Origin of the sequence: Novosphingobium umbonatum, from assembly GCF_004005905.1 — a bacterium.
Classification (GTDB): domain Bacteria; phylum Pseudomonadota; class Alphaproteobacteria; order Sphingomonadales; family Sphingomonadaceae; genus Novosphingobium; species Novosphingobium umbonatum.
On the sequence record NZ_SACO01000003.1, the window covers coordinates 237,297 to 254,180 of the forward strand.

Consider the following 16,884-nt stretch of genomic DNA (forward strand, 5'->3'; position numbering starts at 1 on the left):
GCGAGATCCCATGATCCCGACCCATTCCAACTGGACACCGCTGCTGGGCCGCCTAGGCGCAGACGCGATTCCGACCGAGCCGATCGTGCTCGTCACCTTTGCCGCGGTCGCCCTTGGCGGCGCGGCGCTGGTGGCTGCACTGACCTATTTCCGCCTGTGGGGCTATCTCTGGAAAGAGTGGTTCACCAGTGTAGACCACAAGAAGATCGGGATCATGTATATGATCCTGGGCCTTGTCATGTTCCTGCGCGGCTTTGCCGACGCGATCATGATCCGCAGCCAGCAAGCGCTGGGCTTTGGCGGTAGCGATGGCTACCTCAACTCGCATCACTTCGATCAGGTGTTCACCGCACACGGCGTCATCATGATCTTCTTTGTGGCGATGCCCTTCGTCACCGGCCTGATGAACTATGTGGTGCCGCTGCAAATCGGCGCGCGCGATGTGTCCTTCCCCTTCCTGAACAATTTCTCGTTCTGGATGACGGCAGGCGGCGCGGTGCTGGTGATGGCCTCGCTGTTCATCGGCGAATTCGCCCGCACCGGTTGGCTGGCCTATCCCCCGCTTTCGGGTCTGGCCTATAGTCCCGATGTCGGCGTGGATTACTACATCTGGTCGCTGCAGGTGGCCGGTGTCGGCACCACGCTTTCGGGTGTGAACCTGATCGCCACCATCGTAAAGCTGCGTGCCCCCGGCATGAAGCTGATGCACATGCCCGTGTTCACCTGGACGGCTCTGGTCACCAACATCCTGATCGTGGCCGTGTTCCCCGTGCTGACCGTTGTTCTGGCTCTGCTGGGTCTGGACCGCGTGTTCCACACCAACTTCTTCACCAATGACTTCGGCGGTTCGCCGATGCTCTATGTCAACCTGATCTGGATCTGGGGCCACCCGGAAGTCTACATTCTGGTCCTGCCGATCTTCGGCGTGTTCTCGGAAGTGGTTTCCACCTTCTGCTCCAAGCGCCTGTTTGGCTATTCCTCGATGGTTTATGCCACCTGCGTGATCGGTATCCTGTCCTACATCGTCTGGCTGCACCACTTCTTCACCATGGGTTCGGGCGCCAGCGTCAACTCCTTCTTCGGGATCTCCACCATGGTGATCTCGATCCCGACCGGTGCAAAGCTGTTCAACTGGCTGTTCACCATGTTCCGTGGCCGCATCCGCTATGAACTGCCCATGATGTGGACCGTGGCCTTCATGCTCACCTTCACCATCGGCGGTATGACCGGCGTGATGATGGCTGTGCCTGCTGCCGACTTCGTTCTCCACAACTCGCTGTTCCTGATCGCCCACTTCCATAACGTCATCATCGGCGGCGTGGTGTGGGGCGTGTTTGCCGCCATCAACTACTGGTGGCCCAAGGCCTTTGGCTTCAAGCTCAACCAGTTCTGGGGCAAGGTCTCCTTCTGGTGCTGGGTCCCCGGCTTCTGGCTGGCCTTCACCCCGCTCTATATTCTGGGCCTGATGGGCGTTACCCGCCGTATGCGCGTGTTCGACGCCAGCTTTGATCCGCTGCGGATCTATTACTTCGTGGCTCTGCTGGGCGCATTGCTGATCGCTGCCGGTATTGGCGCGATGCTGGTGCAGTTTGCCGTGTCGATCTGGAAGCGTGAAGAATACAAGGACGTCAGCGGCGACCCGTGGGGCGGCCGCACTCTGGAGTGGGCAACCAGCTCGCCTCCGCCCGAGTATAACTTTGCCTTCACCCCCAAGATCCATGACATTGACGCATGGGCCGACATGAAGGCCAAGGGCGTTGCCCGTCCGGTGGAAGGCTTCCAGGCCATCCTGATGCCTCAGGGCACCTGGGCCGGTATCGTGCTGGCTGGCATCTCGACGGTCTGCGGCTTTGCCCTGATCTGGCAGGTGTGGTGGCTGGCGATTGCCTCCTTCGTCACGGTTGTCGCCACGGCGATCTTCCACACCTTCAACTATGACCGCAACTTCTACATCCCCGCCGACCATGTCGCCGAGGTGGAAGCTGCACGCACGGCGCAACTCGCCGCGCTGGAAAAGGGAGCCGCGTAATGTCTTCGGCTAACCTCACCGAGCAGTATTACGATCTGCACGAACACGCCCATCCGGACGGCTACAGCACCACGCTGGGCTTCTGGATCTATCTGATGAGCGACTGCCTGATCTTCGGCATGCTGTTCGCCACCTACGCGGTGCTGGGCGGTAACTATGCCGGCGGTCCGGCGCCCAAGGACCTGTTCGAGCTGCCTTTGGTGGCTCTGAACACCTCGCTGCTGCTCTTCTCGTCGATCACCTATGGCTTTGCCATGATCGCCATGCAGAATGGCAACAAGAAGGGTCTGACCGCTTGGTTGCTTTTGACGCTGATGTTCGGCCTCGGCTTCCTCAGCATCGAATTGTTCGAATTCCACAATCTGATCGAGGAAGGCGCTGGCCCTCAGCGTAGCGCTTTCCTGTCGGCCTTCTTCACGCTGGTCGGCACCCACGGTCTGCACGTGACCTTCGGTTCGATCTGGCTGGTGACGCTGCTGTTCCAGGTGAACAAGCATGGTCTGACCGACGCCAACAAGCGTCGCCTGTCCTGCCTGTCGCTGTTCTGGCACTTCCTTGACGTGGTGTGGATCGGCGTGTTCACCTTTGTTTATCTGATGGGAGTGCTGCGCTAATGGCTGACCATTCGCACGGGCATGACGCTCACGGGCACGACTCGGCCGCGTTTCACGCCACCACCAAGGATTATGTGATCGGCTTTCTGCTGTCGGTCGTGCTTACCGCCATTCCGTTCTGGCTGGTGATGAGCGGGGCGATTGCCGACAAGTCGACCACGGGCCTGATCATCATGGCTTTTGCCGCGGTGCAGGTTGTGGTCCACATGATCTACTTCCTGCATATGAACGGCAAGATCGAAGGGGGCTGGAACCTGATGGCTGCCCTCTTCACCATCCTTCTGGTGGCGATCATTCTGGCCGGTTCGGCCTGGGTGATGTTCCATCTGAACTATAACATGATGTCGGACATGCCCAAGATGGACGGCATGAGCTGATGAACCAGACCCTTTCGGGTCAGGCAAAGGGGCGGCGCCGGATCCTTCCGGTGGCCGCCCTGCTGCTATGTGCGACCCTGTTTGCCGCTTTGGGCACTTGGCAGGTCAAGCGACTGGCGTGGAAAGAGGCGTTGATTGCACATGTGAGTGCGGTTTCCACCGCCGCGCCGGTGGATGCGGCCAAGCTGCCTTCCGCACCGGATGCCGCTACATTGGACGATCTGGAATACCGGCAGGTTTCCGTATCGGGCCGCTTTGATCCTGCGGGCACCACGCTGGTTTCGGCGCTGACCGAATTGGGCGCGGGCTATTGGGTGCTGGCGCCGCTGAGGCTGGAGGATGGGCGGGCGATCTGGATCAACCGTGGCTATGTGCCTTTGGGCTCCACCCGTGGCCAACAGGCCACCTTGCTGCCCACATCGCCGCAAAGCCTGATCGGCCTGCTGCGCAAGAGCGAGGCCCCCTCCAACATCCTGCGCGCCAACCAGCCCGAAGCCGAGCGCTGGTATTTCCGCAACCTGCCGCAGATCGCCGCCAAGGCGGGGGTGAAGGATAGCGGGATCGCATGGTTCATCGATGCCAAGGCTGAAAGCGCGCCGGCCAAAGGCCAACCCGTCGCGGGCCTGACCGTCATTGCCTTCCCCAACAACCATCTGCCCTATGCCATCACATGGTTTGGCCTTTGTGCCATGTGCTTTGGGGGCATCTGGCTGGTCTTGCGCCATCGCGGCTGATAGAGGGGGCCTTATGGCTCCCTCCCCCCAGCACTCCACACCGCTGCCGCCCTTGGCCGAATATGACATAGCCCCTGCCAGCTATGGCAATATGGGCCTGTTGATGCAGTTGCGCTGGCTGGCGGTGCTCGGCCAATTGCTGACCATCTGGATCGCGCATCACTATATTGGCGTGCGGCTGCCGCTGGCGCAATTGGTCGCCGTGCCCGCCATGCTGGCCCTGATGAATGTGCTGACATGGGCCTTGGGACGGCACCGTTCGGGCTATTCCTATCTGGAATTGCTGGGCGCGCTGATGCTGGATGTCGAGGCGCTGAGCTGGCAGCTCTATTTCACCGGCGGGGCGACCAACCCTTTCATCTTCCTGTTTCTGGTGCAGATCATGATCGGCGCCATCCTGTTGCCCGCCCGCTGGAGCTGGATCGTGGCGCTGGTGGCTTGCTGTGACGTAGCCTTTCTCACCTTTGACTTCCGCCCGCTGGACCTGCCGCCTGCCTATGCGGGACAACATTTCCAGCTTTATCTAATCGGCAGCCTGTCCTGCTTCATGCTGATCGCCGCTTTGCTGGTGATCTATGTGGTGCGCATGGACCGCAACCAACGCAGCAGCAGCGCCGCTCTTGCCACTTTGCGCCAACGTGCTGCGGAGGAACAACATATCGTCCGCATGGGCCTATTGGCCAGCGGCGCGGCGCATGAGTTGGGCACGCCCATGGCCTCCATGTCGGTAATCCTTGGCGATTGGGCGCATCACCCTGCCATTGCCGATGCCGCCGATCTGGCCGAGGATCTGGCCGATATGCAGGCCGAATTGCAGCGCTGCAAAGGCATTCTGTCGGGCATATTGATGTCGGCGGGCGAAGTGCGCGGGGAGAACCCCACGGTCACCACCCTGCGCGGTTTCCTGCAGGACATTGCGCAGGACTGGCAGGCCCGCACCACCACCCCCATCACCCTGCATGACGCGCTGGGCGAGGATATGGACATTGTGGCCGACCCCGCCTTGCGACAGGTAATCGGCAATGTGGTGGACAATGCGCTGGAAGTCTCGCCCAAGGGCATCAACCTGATGGCGCGCCGCGATGGCGATTGGTGGCAAATTGCCGTGCGCGACCAAGGGCCCGGCTTTGCGCCCGAATTGCTGCCCCATGTCGGCCGCCCTTATATGTCGACCAAGGGGCGGGATGGCGGCGGACTTGGCCTGTTTCTGGTCGCCAATGTGCTGCGCCAGCTGGGCGGGCGGATGATGGTGGACAATCTGCCCGAGGGCGGCGCCGTTGTCGCCCTATCGATCCCGTTGTCGGCGCTGGCATTTCAGGGCAAGGGGGCTGCATGACGACTCCCCTGCCCCATCTGGTCATCGTGGAAGACGATCCCGCCTTTGGCCGCACCCTGCGCCGCTCCTTTGAACGGCGCGGCTATGAGGTCTTGCTGGCCACCAGTCCGGAAGAACTGGAACAATTGCTGACCCACACCGCTTTCCACTATGCGGTGGTGGACCTGAAACTGGGCACGGCATCGGGCCTCACCTGCGTGCAAATGCTGCATGAGAAAGACCCCGACACCAATATCGTCGTCCTCACCGGCTTTGCCAGCATCGCCACGGCGGTCGAAGCCATCAAGCTGGGCGCGGCGCATTACCTTGCCAAGCCCGCCAACACTGATGACATCGAAGACGCTTTCAACCGCCGCGAGGGCAATGCCGCCGTGCCGGTGGAAGGGCGCAAGACCAGCATCAAGACCGTGGAATGGGAATACATCCACACCACGCTGGCCGAGTGCAATTTCAACATTTCCGAAGCCGCGCGCCGGTTGGGGATGCATCGGCGGACTTTGGCGCGGAAGTTGGAGAAGCAGCAGGTTAAGTGAGAGGGAGTTTGCCTCCGGCGGGCAAAGGGACTCGTCCCTTTGCAATCCCGTTACAAGATGGTGCTCAATGGGATGCGGGGGTTGTTACGGTTTAAAGCCTGCGGCGCTGTGGGCGTTGCGCTGATCGGCGCCGCAGGCTTTAAAAATTCAGGCGCTGGCTAGTTCCCCAAATTATCGGGATTGCAAAGGGCCCCCGCCCTTTGCCCGCCGGAGGCACCCTGCCCTTTACGCCAATTCCTCCAACACCACCTTCAACGCCGCCTCATTGATCTCCCACGCACGCGCTGCATCGCTGGCTTCGCTGTAGCAGCGCAATTCCGGCGCATTGCCCGAACGGCGCAGGTGGAGCACGCAGCCATCCTCGCAAGACATGCGGATGCCATCGGTGAGATCGATGCCCACCACCGAACCGGCAATCGCCCCGAAATACTGGCTCAGGCGGACGATCTGATCCTGCTCGCTGCCCTCCAGCAAGGCGGCAAAGATCGCCTCGCTGCGCTCTGTAGCGAAATTCTGGATACGGTCGGAATAGGTCACGCGCGGGGGCAATTCACCTAGCAGGTCCGCTACGCGCCGCCTCTTGGCCGCGGCGATCACCGCCACCACCGGCAGCACCGCATCGCGGGTGGGCAGCGCGGTCAGCGCGCCAAAATCGCTGGCCAGCAGGAAGCCGCCATTGGCCTCATAGCCGCAGACCTTGTCCTGCCCTGCGGCCAGTGCCGCATTCATCGCATCGATCACGAAAGGCGAACCGATCTTCGTGCGGGCGCAGTGTTCGAAGGCGCCCGACAGTTCCAGCACCGTATTGCTCGACACCGGCGTCACCACCGTCCCCGCACCAATCGCCCGCGCGCAAAGCACGCCCAGCACATCCCCGCGTAACCACTCGCCGGTATGGTCGGCCAGCAAAGGCCGGTCGCTGTCGCCATCGGTGGAGATGATCGCATCAAACCCGTATTCCGCCGCCCAGTCACGCGCCAGCACCACATCTTCAGGGCGGATCGCTTCGGTATCGACAGGAATGAACTTGGTCGCGCGACCAATCGGCACGCCTTCCGCACCCAAGGCCTGCACGATGGATAGCACAATGTCGCGCCCCACCGCCGAATGCTGATAAACGCCAATCTTGCGTCCGGCCAAAGCATCCGCGCCAAAAGCGGTCACATAACGCGCGATATAGGCGGTGGCGGCATCGGTCACTTCAGGCAGTGAGGCAGCCTCGGCCAACATGCCGTCCGCGTCAAAGGCGGAGGTGAATTCCACCAGTTGCCGCTTCATGCCCGCTTCGTCAGACTTCAACACCTCGCCAGCGGGGCGGTAGAATTTGATGCCATTGCGATCATAGGGAATATGGCTGCCGGTGACCATCAGGCTGGGAATGCCCTGCCCGAAAGCGTAAAGCGCCAAGGCAGGCGTGGGCACATAGCCGCAAAACACCGGCTCCGCTCCCAGATCGCGGATTGCCTGTGCGCAAGCGGCCAGAATGCGCGGGGTGCTGGGGCGCAAATCGCCCGCCAGTGCAACGCGGCCACCGGAAAACTCGCCCAACTCGCGCAGGTAAGACAGAAAGCCCTGCGTATAACCATAGCATACGCGGTCGGTCATCGCCGTCACCATGCCGCGCGCGCCGCTGGTGCCAAATTGCACACCGGATTCCTGCATCAAGGCGTCGACGGTCAGGGGCGGGACAATAGTCATGGAACCTCAATGTGCAAAGGGCAATTACCCCCCCTTTACAACAGTTCAGTCTGCAATGAAGCCACAAATTATGACTATTTACCAATTAATTAGGATAATTTCATCCGATCAATCGCCGCTCGACCCAAGGCCGGATCATCGGTAAAGAACCCGTCCAGCCCCAGCGCCAGATAGCGCGCCATCTCGGCCAGACTGCCCGCCTCGTTGCGCGCGCCATCACCCGCGCCATTGCGCAGGTCCACCGGAAGGAAGCGATTTTCCGGTCGGAAGGTCCAGCACCCCACCAACAAACCAGCCTTGCGCGCCGCCTCCGCCAAACCGCTGGGTTGACCAAGGCGACCATCGGGCAGAGTGGGGATCAACAGGCGCTGGTTGGGCGAAATCCAGTCGGCATAGGTCGCCATCTCGGCCAAGCCTTCCGGCGTCAGCCATTGCGCCCAAGGCCTTTTGTCACCGGCCGCGGCGCGATCAGCAGGCACTTCCTGCGGCGCGCCGATCAATTGCATCAATTGCACATTGGGCATGTCGGACAGCCCCTTGCGCAAGGCCTGAAGGTTTCCGATCTCGAAACTCTGGATCACCACCGGCGCCTTGCGCGTATAGGTATGGGCGCGCAGGATCGCCATCATGCGCGCCTCGATAGGCAGGCCAATACTGGCAAAATAGGTGGAATGCTTGACCTCCGGGATGAGGCCGATCAACTTGCCCCGCGCCGCTGATTCCGCCGCCACAAAGTCGATCACCTCTTCCAAGGTCACCACCTGAAACTGGCCGTCATAGGAATGGCTTTCCTCACGCGTGCCGGTCAGGCGCTCCTTGGCTCGCAAGGTCTTCAATTCGGCCAGCGCGAAATCCTCGGTGAACCAGCCATCCAGCTTTTCACCATCGACGACTTTCACCCGCCGCCGATCGGCGAATTCGGGATGCGCGGCCACATCGGTGGTCTCGGCAATATTGTTCTCGTGCCGCGCCACCAGTGCCCCATCCTTGGTGCAGCACAGATCGGGTTCGATAAAATCCGCGCCATCGGCAATCGCCTTGGCATAGGATGCCAGAGTATGTTCAGGCCGCAAGGCGCTGGCCCCGCGATGGGCCAACAGCAAAGGTTTGGCAGGGCGGACCGGTCGCGCCATAGCATCAACACTCCACATCATGGCCGCACCCAAACCCGCGCCAGCGCACAGAATTTCGCGCCGAGACATTGCCATCATCGTTCCATCGCCTCTGATCCCGCTGCCGCTCAGGCAGCCATTACCAGCCAGCCCTAGAGCAGGATCAGAGGCAAAACCATGACATCAACCGTTGGTTTGCACGAAAACCTTGGCCCCATTGCTAGCCCAATCCATCAAGGCCTTGGTGCGCTTCTCCGCGCCTTCGGGATCGGCCTCCAAAGGCAGCACAGCATCGACGATCTTGTCGAAATGGGCGCGAATCTGCTCCTTCGCCTCGGGATAGGGAATGATGTAGAGATCGCCCTTCTCGATCCCCTTCTTGGTCCATTCGGCCAAGGTTTCCGGTTCCATCCCATGTTGATGGATCGAATTGAGCGATTCCACCGTCGCCTCATCCGCGCGATAGCCCGAGGGACCCAGATCGGCGGGGCGCAGTTTGGTGGCCTCGGCAATGTTCGACTTGATGTTCGCGGGGCAAATGACCGAAACACCGATGTTATATTTGGCCAGCCCCATGGCATAGCCTTCCATCAGATTGATCACCGCCGCCTTGGCCGCGCAATAGGGCGCGGCCAGCGCGCTGCCCGAAAGGCCACCCATCGAGGAGCAGGTGACAATATGCCCCGCCTTGCCGCTGGCGATCATGCGCGGGACGAAAGTGACCATGCCATTGATCACCCCGCCAAGGTTCACCCCGATCAGCCAGTCAAAATCGCCATAGGTGGTCTTTTCCACCGGACCAAAGCTGTTCACGCCCGCCGTGTTGAACAGCAGCGTGGGGGCTTGGCCAAAAACCTGCTCCACCTCATCGGCGGCGCGGGCATAGGCCTCGCGGTCGGTGATATCCAGCGTGATACCATGGGCGGTGATGCCTTCCGCCTTAAGTTTCTCCAGCGCGGCGGAAATGGCATCAGCGCGCAGATCGGCAATGACAATATGCGCGCCCGCGCGGCCAAACACCAGCGCCTGCCCCAGCCCTGCGCCCGATGCGCCGCCGGTGATGAACGCAAGTTCCCCTTGGAAATTCTGCATGGGTCATCCTCTCTCTTGTACCGTGCTGTTGTCGGTCACCAGCGAGTCTGGCGCCGCAATCTTGTTAGCACTACATACAATATTGAAAGAGGCTGGCAAGCAGGATCAGCCGCGCCTTTCCGCCATGGCACTGGCCGCCGCATGGGCGCTGGCCCAAGCCCATTGGAAATTATACCCGCCTAGCCAACCGGTTACGTCCATCGCCTCACCAATAGCATAAAGGCCGGGGACGGATTTGGCCTCCATCGTGCGGGATGACATGTCGGCGGTGCTGATCCCGCCAGCGGTCACTTCGGCCTTGGCATAGCCTTCGCTGCCATTGGGATCGAAACGCCAATCCATCAAACGCGCTTCGGCAGCGCGCAGAGCCTTGTCCGATTGCGCGCCCAATTCCCCCGCCAATTGCAATTGATCGAGCAAGGCCCCCACCAAGCGGTCGGGCAAATGCTCGCCCAATGTGCGACGCAGGCCTTGCTTGGGTTGGTTACGCTTGGCCTCCACCAGCCAGCCAGCGGGGGCATCGGGTGTGAAATTCACTCCCAGAGCCACGCCGCGTTGCCAATAGGAGGAGATTTGCAGGATGGCAGGGCCAGACAGGCCGCGATGGGTGAACAAGGCCGCCTCGCGGAACTGCGCCTTGCCCCAAGGCCCCTGAGTCACCCGCACCGATACAGGCGTGGCGACACCGGACAATTCGCGGAACAGGGCCTCCTCGGCGGGCAAAGTCAGCGGCACCAGAGCAGGGCGCGGTTGCACCACCTTCACCCCGAATTGCCGCGCCAATTCATAGGCAAAGCCGGTCGCGCCCATTTTGGGGATCGAAGGCCCGCCGGTGGCCACCACCAAGGCAGAAGCCCGCCATTGCCGACTATCCGTCTGGACCGAGAACATCCCGTCGGCATGATCGACCGCGCGGATGGACTGCTCACAGGCGATGGTCACCCCGCCCTTCGCGCATTCCTCCAGCAACATGGCCACGATCTGCTTGGCCGAACCATCGCAGAACAATTGCCCCAGCGTCTTTTCATGCCATGCGATGCCATAGCTCTCCACCAGCGTCAAAAAGTCCTGCGGCGTATAGCGGCTGAGCGCCGAGCGGGCGAAATGGGCGTTTTGCGACAGGTAACGGTCAGGCGCAGTATGCAGATTGGTGAAGTTGCAGCGCCCGCCGCCCGAAATCAGGATTTTGCGGCCCACCTCCGGCGCATGGTCCAGCACTGCTACGCGCAGCCCCCTTTGCCCCGCCACCGCCGCGCACATCAAGCCAGCAGCCCCTGCCCCCAGCACAATCGCGTCAATCTCGGTCACTCGGGCATGGTCAGGCGTCATCATGCCCCGCGCTCTAGGCGATCAGGCCGCAGCCTGCCAGCGCCAAGTATCAGCCCTGCACCATCCGTTGCGCCAGATCGCGGCCTGACAGCCAAGCCGCCTCTACGCCGGACCCCGCCAGCCAATCGCCGCAAGCCCCCAATTGCAACCCTGCGTTCCAGAAAGCCTTGCGCGACAGGCACCCGCCCGCAGGTTGGGCGAAACGCCAGCGATGCGCCGCCGCCAGAGCCGGTTCCTGCGTGCTGGCGGTCGCCTCCTGCAAGGCCGCCAACAACATCCCCGCAACCTTGGCATTGTCCTCTTCCAGATGCTGGCGGCTCCAGTCCTCATCGGCCTGCACCACCCAGCAACAGCCATCAGGCCGCCCCGGCTTGGCATTGTTGCGCAGCGCCAGATGGATGGGACCAGCCTCGGAGATAATATCGGGCGCATCCAGCGGCGCATCAAAGGCAAACATCGCGGTCCAGCACGGGATGGACACCACCTCCGCCGCTGCTCGCGCCATAGAAAAATCGTGCAATCCCGCCAGCAAAGCTGCCTGCTCCGCCGGAATGGCCAGCACCACGGCGTCAAAGGGGCCATGTGGCTTCAAGCCTTCATGCAGCCACCAATCCTGCCGCGCCTTGACCAGAGCGGTGATCTGCACGCCGTAGCGCACATCCATCCCAAGCCCTGCCTGCCGCACCAAGGCATTCATCGCCGGTACGCCAACCCAGCTTGGCCCCTCCGGATCAGGCCAACGGGCCACTACGCCCTGTTCGGCCCATTGCTCCAGCAGATCGACAAAATCGGGATGTTCGGCCAGAAACCATGGCGCGCCATGATCAAAATGGCGGCTGCCCTGCGGCGTATCCATCCGGCGGGTAGACATGCGCCCGCCCGGCCCACGCCCTTTGTCAAACAGCGTTACCTTGTGGCCAGCCTCTGCCAGCCCCTTGGCGCAGGTCAATCCGGACAGGCCGCCGCCAATAATGGCAATATTTTTCGTCATGACGAAGCCAGCCCATGCCACCCCATGCGCTTGGGCGCAGGAACAGCATCAAAGCCTTGATAAAGCATCATCATAAACAGGTGCGACCTTGCCAGAAAACGTCTGCCCGAGACATGCCGGACAGCTTCCACGTCGGCCTAATGATACCCAATCCCACTTGCCCACAACATAGACCAAAGGGCACGCCTTGGATTATGCGAAATAGTGTCCTACATTAACACCATGTCGCCCGACGAACTGATAGAGCAGAGCCCGATTGCCGCAGTGGTGAGCAATCCCAGGCTTCCCGATAACCCCATTGTGGCGTGTAATGACGCCTTTGTGGCCCTGACCGGTTATCCGCGTGAGGAGATTATCGGGCGCAATTGCCGTTTCCTGCGCGGGGATGACACGGAAAACTGGCTGACCGATATATTGCGCGAGGCGATTGCCCAGCGTCGGCCCTGCATGGTGGAAATCCGCAATTACAAGAAAGACGGCACGCCTTTCCGCAATGCCGTGATGATCGCGCCGATTTTCGGGGCCGATGGGGATGCCGATTATTTTCTGGGCTCGCAGGTAGAGGTCGCCGACCACGGGCCGACGCCCGCCCCCAGCGAGGATGCAAAATCAGCGGCCATCTCCCGCATCGACGCCCTGTCCCCGCGCCAGCGTCAGATTTTGATCGAGATGGCCGGTGGCAAATTGAACAAGCAGATCGCATGGGATCTTGGCCTGTCCGAACGCACGATCAAGATGCACCGTTCGGCCATGTTCCGCACCTTGGGCGTGCGGACCAGCGCAGAGGCCATCCGCGTGGCGGTAGAGGCAGGGCTGTAAAACCGCGCTTGCCCCTAAGAACAGGCTGCCTGCCAAGCCGATCCATGATCATCTTGCAATGTGCTTGGCGGTATCTTCCCTCCCCGCCTTGTGCAACTTGAGTATGTCTCAGGCGGGGCCGGTACTGTCCTCAACACGGCCCCGCCGCCCTTCACGGCGGTATGATCATGAAACAGGCCTGTGTGTTCGGCGCCAGCGGCGGGATTGGCGCGGCTTTCGCGCGGCAGTTGGTCGCTTCGGAGCGATTTGACCGCATCTGGGCCGGTTCGCGGTCCGGCATTGCGCCTGCGGGAACCCAAGGCTTTCATCTCGACCTGATGGACGAGGGCAGCATTGCCGAGGCATGCCAATCCATGGGCGCGCTGGATCTGGTGATCGTGGCCACCGGACTGTTGCAGGACGAAGCCGCCAACATCCGCCCCGAAAAGAGTTTCCGCGCGCTGGATGCTGCCGCCATGGCACAGGTCTATGCCGTCAACACCATCGGCCCGGCTTTGATCGCCAAGCACAGCCTGCCGCTGCTGCCCAAAGACAGGCGCGGGGTATTTGCCGCCATCTCCGCCCGCGTCGGCTCGATTGGCGACAATCGTTTGGGAGGATGGCACGCCTATCGGGCTTCCAAGGCGGCGCTGAATATGCTGATCGCCAATTTCGCCATCGAACTGGCCCGCACCAAACCACAGGCCCTAGCGGTGGGCCTCCACCCCGGCACAGTGGACACGGGCCTGTCCGCCCCATTCAAGAAAGGCGTACCACAGGCGAAACTCTTCACCCCCGATTTCAGCGCCAGCGCCATGCTTTCGGTTTTGGACGCCCTCACCCCAAGCGACAGCGGCAAGCTATTCGCATGGGACGGGGCGCCAATACCATTTTAGCTTACTGGCCGAACCATTCCGTCTCGCCGCCGATCGGCATGCCGGGCGGGATGGCGGGCGCACGGCGACCCATCTTGCCAATCTCGGCATCCAGCGAAGGGCCGGAACGCAGCAGCGCCGCCACCGTCGCGCCCCAACCGGCCTGCTTGGCCAAGCCTTCGGCCGCGCGGTCCAGCCTTTCCTGCAAGACGGCCGCCACATCCACCGGCGTTGCAGGGTCCTTGCGGCTGCGCGCGATGGTCAGCAATGTACGCAAGGCAATCCGCTTTTCCACCGCGCTGCCGGTGTGGTCATAGGTCGCAACGGCCAAAGCATCCAGCATCTCGCCCAGCCCCAATTGCCCTGCATCGCGGGCCTGTTGCTCATACACACGGGTCAGGCGCGTGGGGGCGAGCAGGCTATCGAGCGTCACCTGCGCCGCCACATCGGTCGCGACCAAGGGGTCAAACACCGCCGAGCCAGCGTTATCAAACACTTCCGTATCAAACTGCGCATCACTTTTGCCATTCACGCCGGAAGACAGCCAGCCCACCAAGCCATCGGGCACGCTCAGTTCCGCCGCCGACAAAGTCTTGAGCATGGCAGCCAAAGCGGCGCGCTGCCTGGACGCAGCCACGGGTGCGGGCGCCTTGTTCTCATCCCCTGCCAGCGCATAGGCATAATACACGCCGCCCACCCATTTGCCGGTGGCCGCCACTTCATAACGCGCCAACAACCACACCGGCACGAATTTGCGCCGCAGGTTGGACAGAGCCTCGCCCTTGCGCAGGATGTTCGGACCAAAGCTGTTCAGCGCCACCCGACGCACTGCCAGCATATGGGCCAGTTCGGCAGGCTTGTCCTCGCCATTGTCCCACATGCTGTCATGCGGGGCGGGCCCGTCATCAGCGCGACCGTCAATGTCGGTCATGAACCGCGTGCCACGCGCAAATTCAGCATCGGCCAGCGCCTTGGCCGCCTTGTCGTGGTCCTGCCCCGGCTTGGGCTGGCCATAGAGCCATTGCACGGTGAACTTGTCCCACGACCCGATGCCTTTGGCATAGGCGTTGGACAGGTCGATCTTGCCATCCTTCAACCCGATCAAAGGCCCGGGATAATCCATCACCGATGTGCGCCCTTGCGTCGATCCGGCGAAATTATGGACAAACCCGATGGCATGGCCCACCTCATGCGCGCCCAACTGGCTGATCCGGTCCAGCGAGACTTTCACCGGATCATTGGGCCCGCCGGTGTTATCCTGCGCAGATTCTTCCAGAGCCTCGAAAATCTGCATATCCTGCCGAACGCGCAAAGCGCCCAGCACGACATTGCCTTTGATGATCTCGCCTGTGCGCGGGTCGATGATCCCGCCGCCATAGGACCAGCTGCGGGTCAGGCGGTCGGCCCAGTTGACGATGGAATAGCGCGCATCCTGCGGGTCAATATCGGGGGGCAGGATCTTGACCTGGAAAGCGTCAATATAGCCCGCGCTTTCAAAGGCCTGATTCCACCACGCCACGCCTTTGGCCAGCGCGCCGCGGATCGGTTCGGGCGCGGCGGTGTCGATGTAGAAAGTGATCGGCTTTTTCACCCGCGACTTGGGCGCATTGGGGTCAATCTTTTCCAGACGGAAATGATTGGCCAGCTGATATTGCACGTCCTCGCCCAGCTTGGTGCCGAAATCATAGACCTGCGTGCCAAGGCTGCCCGAACGAATGTCAAACTTGCGGCTGACAAAACCGGCGGCGGGCAAGCGGATGATCGAGTGGCGGATAGTGAAGGAAATTTGCCGAGGATCCGTGGCGATCAGCGAGACCTCTTTGCCCGGCGTTTCCGAGGCGAAAGTCTGCACCGCATCCACTTCGATATTGTCGGGGAAGACCTTCACCGTGGTCGGGTCCACCGCCGACAGGCTGTCGGCCAGACGGAACCCCTTACCCTCGCGGTTGAGAGCATCGGCCAGCCCCATCGTATCGCGCGTCAGGAAAGGGCTGATGTCCACCACCGTGCCCTTGGCATCGCTGCTGATAACATCCAGCATAGCGATGGTGCTGAAAGGGAAGCTGGTCTTGGCGCCTTGCTGGACAGAGGCTTCCTCGGTCGCTCGAAATCGCGGGTTTTCATAGATTACTGCAACCTTCTTTCCAAAGCGCTTGAAGGCTAGAACCTGCGTAGGGCCCAGCATACCACGGTCAATCCGGATCGGGGCAGAGCCAAGTCCGCTGCGCACGGCGGTGGAGTAAAGGAAGCGCCCCATCACCCTTTCCGCATCGGCTTTGGGCAAGGTGAGCAGCACGCGCCCAGCCTCGGCATCCACCTTCACCGGTAACAAATCCCCATCCTTTGTGGAGGAAACCGCAACCGGTTCGGCCAGTGCAGGCCCAGCCACCGCCCATGCCAGCGCGAGTGATGCCGCGCCCATCCATGCCCTACGCTTCGAAATCATCACCTTGCCCCTTGAACTGTTTATTCTTTGTCGCCCAGCCTGCGCCGCTGCGAAAGGTGCCTATTTAGCGTATTGGTACGTCACGCCCCTGACGGCACTCTGTCTATAGAAATACGGGGGTATTTTCGGCGAAATTTCCTGAAATCCCCCAATCAAAGGGGCGAAAGTGACGGAAATCCACACCACCGATTTTGATGCAACCGACTTTCGCATCATGCGCGCTTTAAGCGAGGACGGGCGGATGTCGGATGTTACGCTGGGCGAGAAGGTGCATCTGTCCAGCACCGCCGCTGCGCGCCGCCGCAAGATCCTGGAGGAATGCGGCGCCATCTCCGGCTACACAGCCGAAATGGACCTGCCCATGCTGGGGCTGGGCATTGTGGTGATCGTCGCCATCGAATTGCGATCGCAGGCCGAAGCGGTGCTGAACGAATTCGAGGCCGCCGTCATCCATTGCCCCTCGGTCACTTTTTGCAGCTTTGTCTCTGGCGACACGGATTTCCTGATGATGGTCCATGTCAAAAACTTTGACGATTACGACCGCGTCTATCGCAGCGAGCTGGCCACCCTGCCCCATGTCGCGCGCATCCGTTCCAGCTTTGTCATGCGCAGCGTGACCCAGCGGACCGTGCCTCCCGCCATTTTCAACGGGGTGAAATGACCATGGCGAATCGCGGCAAAAATCCCGCCGAATTCCTGCAATCAGCCGCGCAAGCCACGCCGGAATTCAGCAACCACTTCGCACTTGCCGCATTATTCCACCACGCAATCGCGCCAAGGGCACAAGATTTCACAGGAAGCAGCAAAGCGCTTCGTGTAGCATAAAACGAGCCGTAACGGTTAACCGCGAAAGCGGCGCCATAATTTAACAACCAACATTAGATTTCATAATTAACACTCTTGATAATAACAAAACCATC

16 protein-coding genes are annotated in these 16,884 nt (G+C 61.2%); 10 read left to right on the forward strand and 6 right to left on the reverse strand.

What is annotated here, in order from left to right; translation table 11 throughout:
* The first annotated feature begins 10 nt into the window (after positions 1–10).
* From cyoB to EOE18_RS05630, 6 genes are read left to right on the forward strand one after another with little or no spacing between them, the layout of a single operon-like run.
* On the forward strand, positions 11–2,029 hold the full coding sequence (gene cyoB, locus EOE18_RS05605; protein WP_127707074.1) for a cytochrome o ubiquinol oxidase subunit I: 2,019 nt from the start codon (positions 11–13) through the stop codon (positions 2,027–2,029).
* Complete coding sequence (gene cyoC / locus EOE18_RS05610; protein WP_127707076.1) at positions 2,029–2,643, forward strand: cytochrome o ubiquinol oxidase subunit III; 615 nt, start codon at positions 2,029–2,031, stop codon at positions 2,641–2,643. Before cyoB ends, cyoC begins: the two co-directional genes overlap by 1 nt.
* Positions 2,643–3,020 (forward strand): cytochrome o ubiquinol oxidase subunit IV, encoded by a 378-nt coding sequence (gene cyoD, locus EOE18_RS05615; RefSeq protein WP_127707078.1) that lies wholly within the window; start codon positions 2,643–2,645, stop codon positions 3,018–3,020. Before cyoC ends, cyoD begins: the two co-directional genes overlap by 1 nt.
* Positions 3,020–3,754, forward strand: coding sequence for an SURF1 family protein (locus EOE18_RS05620; protein ID WP_127707080.1), 735 nt, complete (start codon positions 3,020–3,022; stop codon positions 3,752–3,754). Before cyoD ends, EOE18_RS05620 begins: the two co-directional genes overlap by 1 nt.
* Before the next feature lie 13 nt (positions 3,755–3,767).
* Positions 3,768–5,090, forward strand: a complete 1,323-nt coding sequence (locus tag EOE18_RS05625; protein WP_246027277.1) for an ATP-binding protein — start codon at positions 3,768–3,770, stop codon at positions 5,088–5,090.
* Positions 5,087–5,623: a response regulator transcription factor gene (locus EOE18_RS05630; protein WP_127707083.1), complete on the forward strand. Its 537-nt coding sequence runs from the start codon at positions 5,087–5,089 to the stop codon at positions 5,621–5,623. Before EOE18_RS05625 ends, EOE18_RS05630 begins: the two co-directional genes overlap by 4 nt.
* 225 nt (positions 5,624–5,848) lie before the next feature.
* Here EOE18_RS05630 and EOE18_RS05635 read toward each other — a convergent pair whose 3' ends face one another.
* The 5 genes from EOE18_RS05635 to EOE18_RS05655 form a co-directional block, all read right to left on the reverse strand.
* The gene (locus EOE18_RS05635) at positions 5,849–7,321 is read right to left on the reverse strand and encodes a phosphomannomutase (RefSeq protein ID WP_246027278.1); all 1,473 of its coding nucleotides are present in this window, start codon (positions 7,319–7,321) and stop codon (positions 5,849–5,851) included.
* A gap of 89 nt (positions 7,322–7,410) precedes the next feature.
* Positions 7,411–8,532: a glycerophosphodiester phosphodiesterase gene (locus EOE18_RS05640; protein WP_127707085.1), complete on the reverse strand. Its 1,122-nt coding sequence runs from the start codon at positions 8,530–8,532 to the stop codon at positions 7,411–7,413.
* Between the two features lie 84 nt (positions 8,533–8,616).
* Positions 8,617–9,525: an SDR family NAD(P)-dependent oxidoreductase gene (locus EOE18_RS05645; RefSeq protein WP_127707087.1), complete on the reverse strand. Its 909-nt coding sequence runs from the start codon at positions 9,523–9,525 to the stop codon at positions 8,617–8,619.
* A 105-nt stretch (positions 9,526–9,630) separates the two neighbouring features.
* Positions 9,631–10,857, reverse strand: coding sequence for a BaiN/RdsA family NAD(P)/FAD-dependent oxidoreductase (locus EOE18_RS05650; protein ID WP_246027279.1), 1,227 nt, complete (start codon positions 10,855–10,857; stop codon positions 9,631–9,633).
* 46 nt (positions 10,858–10,903) lie between these two features.
* Positions 10,904–11,845, reverse strand: a complete 942-nt coding sequence (locus tag EOE18_RS05655; protein WP_127707089.1) for an NAD(P)/FAD-dependent oxidoreductase — start codon at positions 11,843–11,845, stop codon at positions 10,904–10,906.
* Positions 11,846–12,067: 222 nt separating this feature from the next.
* Between EOE18_RS05655 and EOE18_RS05660 the strand changes: the two genes are divergently transcribed.
* Positions 12,068–12,664 (forward strand): PAS domain-containing protein, encoded by a 597-nt coding sequence (locus EOE18_RS05660; protein WP_127707434.1) that lies wholly within the window; start codon positions 12,068–12,070, stop codon positions 12,662–12,664.
* Between the two features lie 167 nt (positions 12,665–12,831).
* The gene (locus EOE18_RS05665) at positions 12,832–13,539 is read left to right on the forward strand and encodes an SDR family NAD(P)-dependent oxidoreductase (RefSeq protein WP_127707091.1); all 708 of its coding nucleotides are present in this window, start codon (positions 12,832–12,834) and stop codon (positions 13,537–13,539) included.
* A gap of 1 nt (position 13,540) precedes the next feature.
* Here EOE18_RS05665 and EOE18_RS05670 read toward each other — a convergent pair whose 3' ends face one another.
* Positions 13,541–15,964, reverse strand: coding sequence for a zinc-dependent metalloprotease (locus tag EOE18_RS05670; RefSeq protein ID WP_246027280.1), 2,424 nt, complete (start codon positions 15,962–15,964; stop codon positions 13,541–13,543).
* Between the two features lie 166 nt (positions 15,965–16,130).
* Between EOE18_RS05670 and EOE18_RS05675 the strand changes: the two genes are divergently transcribed.
* Both EOE18_RS05675 and EOE18_RS18425 read left to right on the forward strand, forming a co-directional pair.
* Complete coding sequence (locus EOE18_RS05675; protein ID WP_127707093.1) at positions 16,131–16,625, forward strand: Lrp/AsnC family transcriptional regulator; 495 nt, start codon at positions 16,131–16,133, stop codon at positions 16,623–16,625.
* On the forward strand, positions 16,622–16,789 hold the full coding sequence (locus tag EOE18_RS18425) for a hypothetical protein (protein ID WP_164852668.1): 168 nt from the start codon (positions 16,622–16,624) through the stop codon (positions 16,787–16,789). Before EOE18_RS05675 ends, EOE18_RS18425 begins: the two co-directional genes overlap by 4 nt.
* Positions 16,790–16,884: the final 95 nt, after the last annotated feature.

What these genes read in the sequence shown, in the direction of transcription:
- EOE18_RS05620 (WP_127707080.1), top strand. Translation starts at nt 3,020, where the DNA reads ATGAACCAGACCCTTTCGGGTCAGGCAAAGGGGCGGCGCCGGATCCTT.
- cyoB (WP_127707074.1), top strand. Translation starts at nt 11, where the DNA reads ATGATCCCGACCCATTCCAACTGGACACCGCTGCTGGGCCGCCTAGGC.
- EOE18_RS05655 (WP_127707089.1), bottom strand. Translation starts at nt 11,845, where the DNA reads ATGACGAAAAATATTGCCATTATTGGCGGCGGCCTGTCCGGATTGACC.
- EOE18_RS05665 (WP_127707091.1), top strand. Translation starts at nt 12,832, where the DNA reads ATGAAACAGGCCTGTGTGTTCGGCGCCAGCGGCGGGATTGGCGCGGCT.
- EOE18_RS05640 (WP_127707085.1), bottom strand. Translation starts at nt 8,532, where the DNA reads ATGATGGCAATGTCTCGGCGCGAAATTCTGTGCGCTGGCGCGGGTTTG.
- EOE18_RS05650 (WP_246027279.1), bottom strand. Translation starts at nt 10,857, where the DNA reads ATGATGACGCCTGACCATGCCCGAGTGACCGAGATTGACGCGATTGTG.
- EOE18_RS05630 (WP_127707083.1), top strand. Translation starts at nt 5,087, where the DNA reads ATGACGACTCCCCTGCCCCATCTGGTCATCGTGGAAGACGATCCCGCC.
- EOE18_RS05625 (WP_246027277.1), top strand. Translation starts at nt 3,768, where the DNA reads ATGGCTCCCTCCCCCCAGCACTCCACACCGCTGCCGCCCTTGGCCGAA.
- EOE18_RS05635 (WP_246027278.1), bottom strand. Translation starts at nt 7,321, where the DNA reads ATGACTATTGTCCCGCCCCTGACCGTCGACGCCTTGATGCAGGAATCC.
- EOE18_RS05645 (WP_127707087.1), bottom strand. Translation starts at nt 9,525, where the DNA reads ATGCAGAATTTCCAAGGGGAACTTGCGTTCATCACCGGCGGCGCATCG.
- EOE18_RS05670 (WP_246027280.1), bottom strand. Translation starts at nt 15,964, where the DNA reads ATGATTTCGAAGCGTAGGGCATGGATGGGCGCGGCATCACTCGCGCTG.
- EOE18_RS18425 (WP_164852668.1), top strand. Translation starts at nt 16,622, where the DNA reads ATGACCATGGCGAATCGCGGCAAAAATCCCGCCGAATTCCTGCAATCA.
- cyoD (WP_127707078.1), top strand. Translation starts at nt 2,643, where the DNA reads ATGGCTGACCATTCGCACGGGCATGACGCTCACGGGCACGACTCGGCC.
- EOE18_RS05660 (WP_127707434.1), top strand. Translation starts at nt 12,068, where the DNA reads ATGTCGCCCGACGAACTGATAGAGCAGAGCCCGATTGCCGCAGTGGTG.
- cyoC (WP_127707076.1), top strand. Translation starts at nt 2,029, where the DNA reads ATGTCTTCGGCTAACCTCACCGAGCAGTATTACGATCTGCACGAACAC.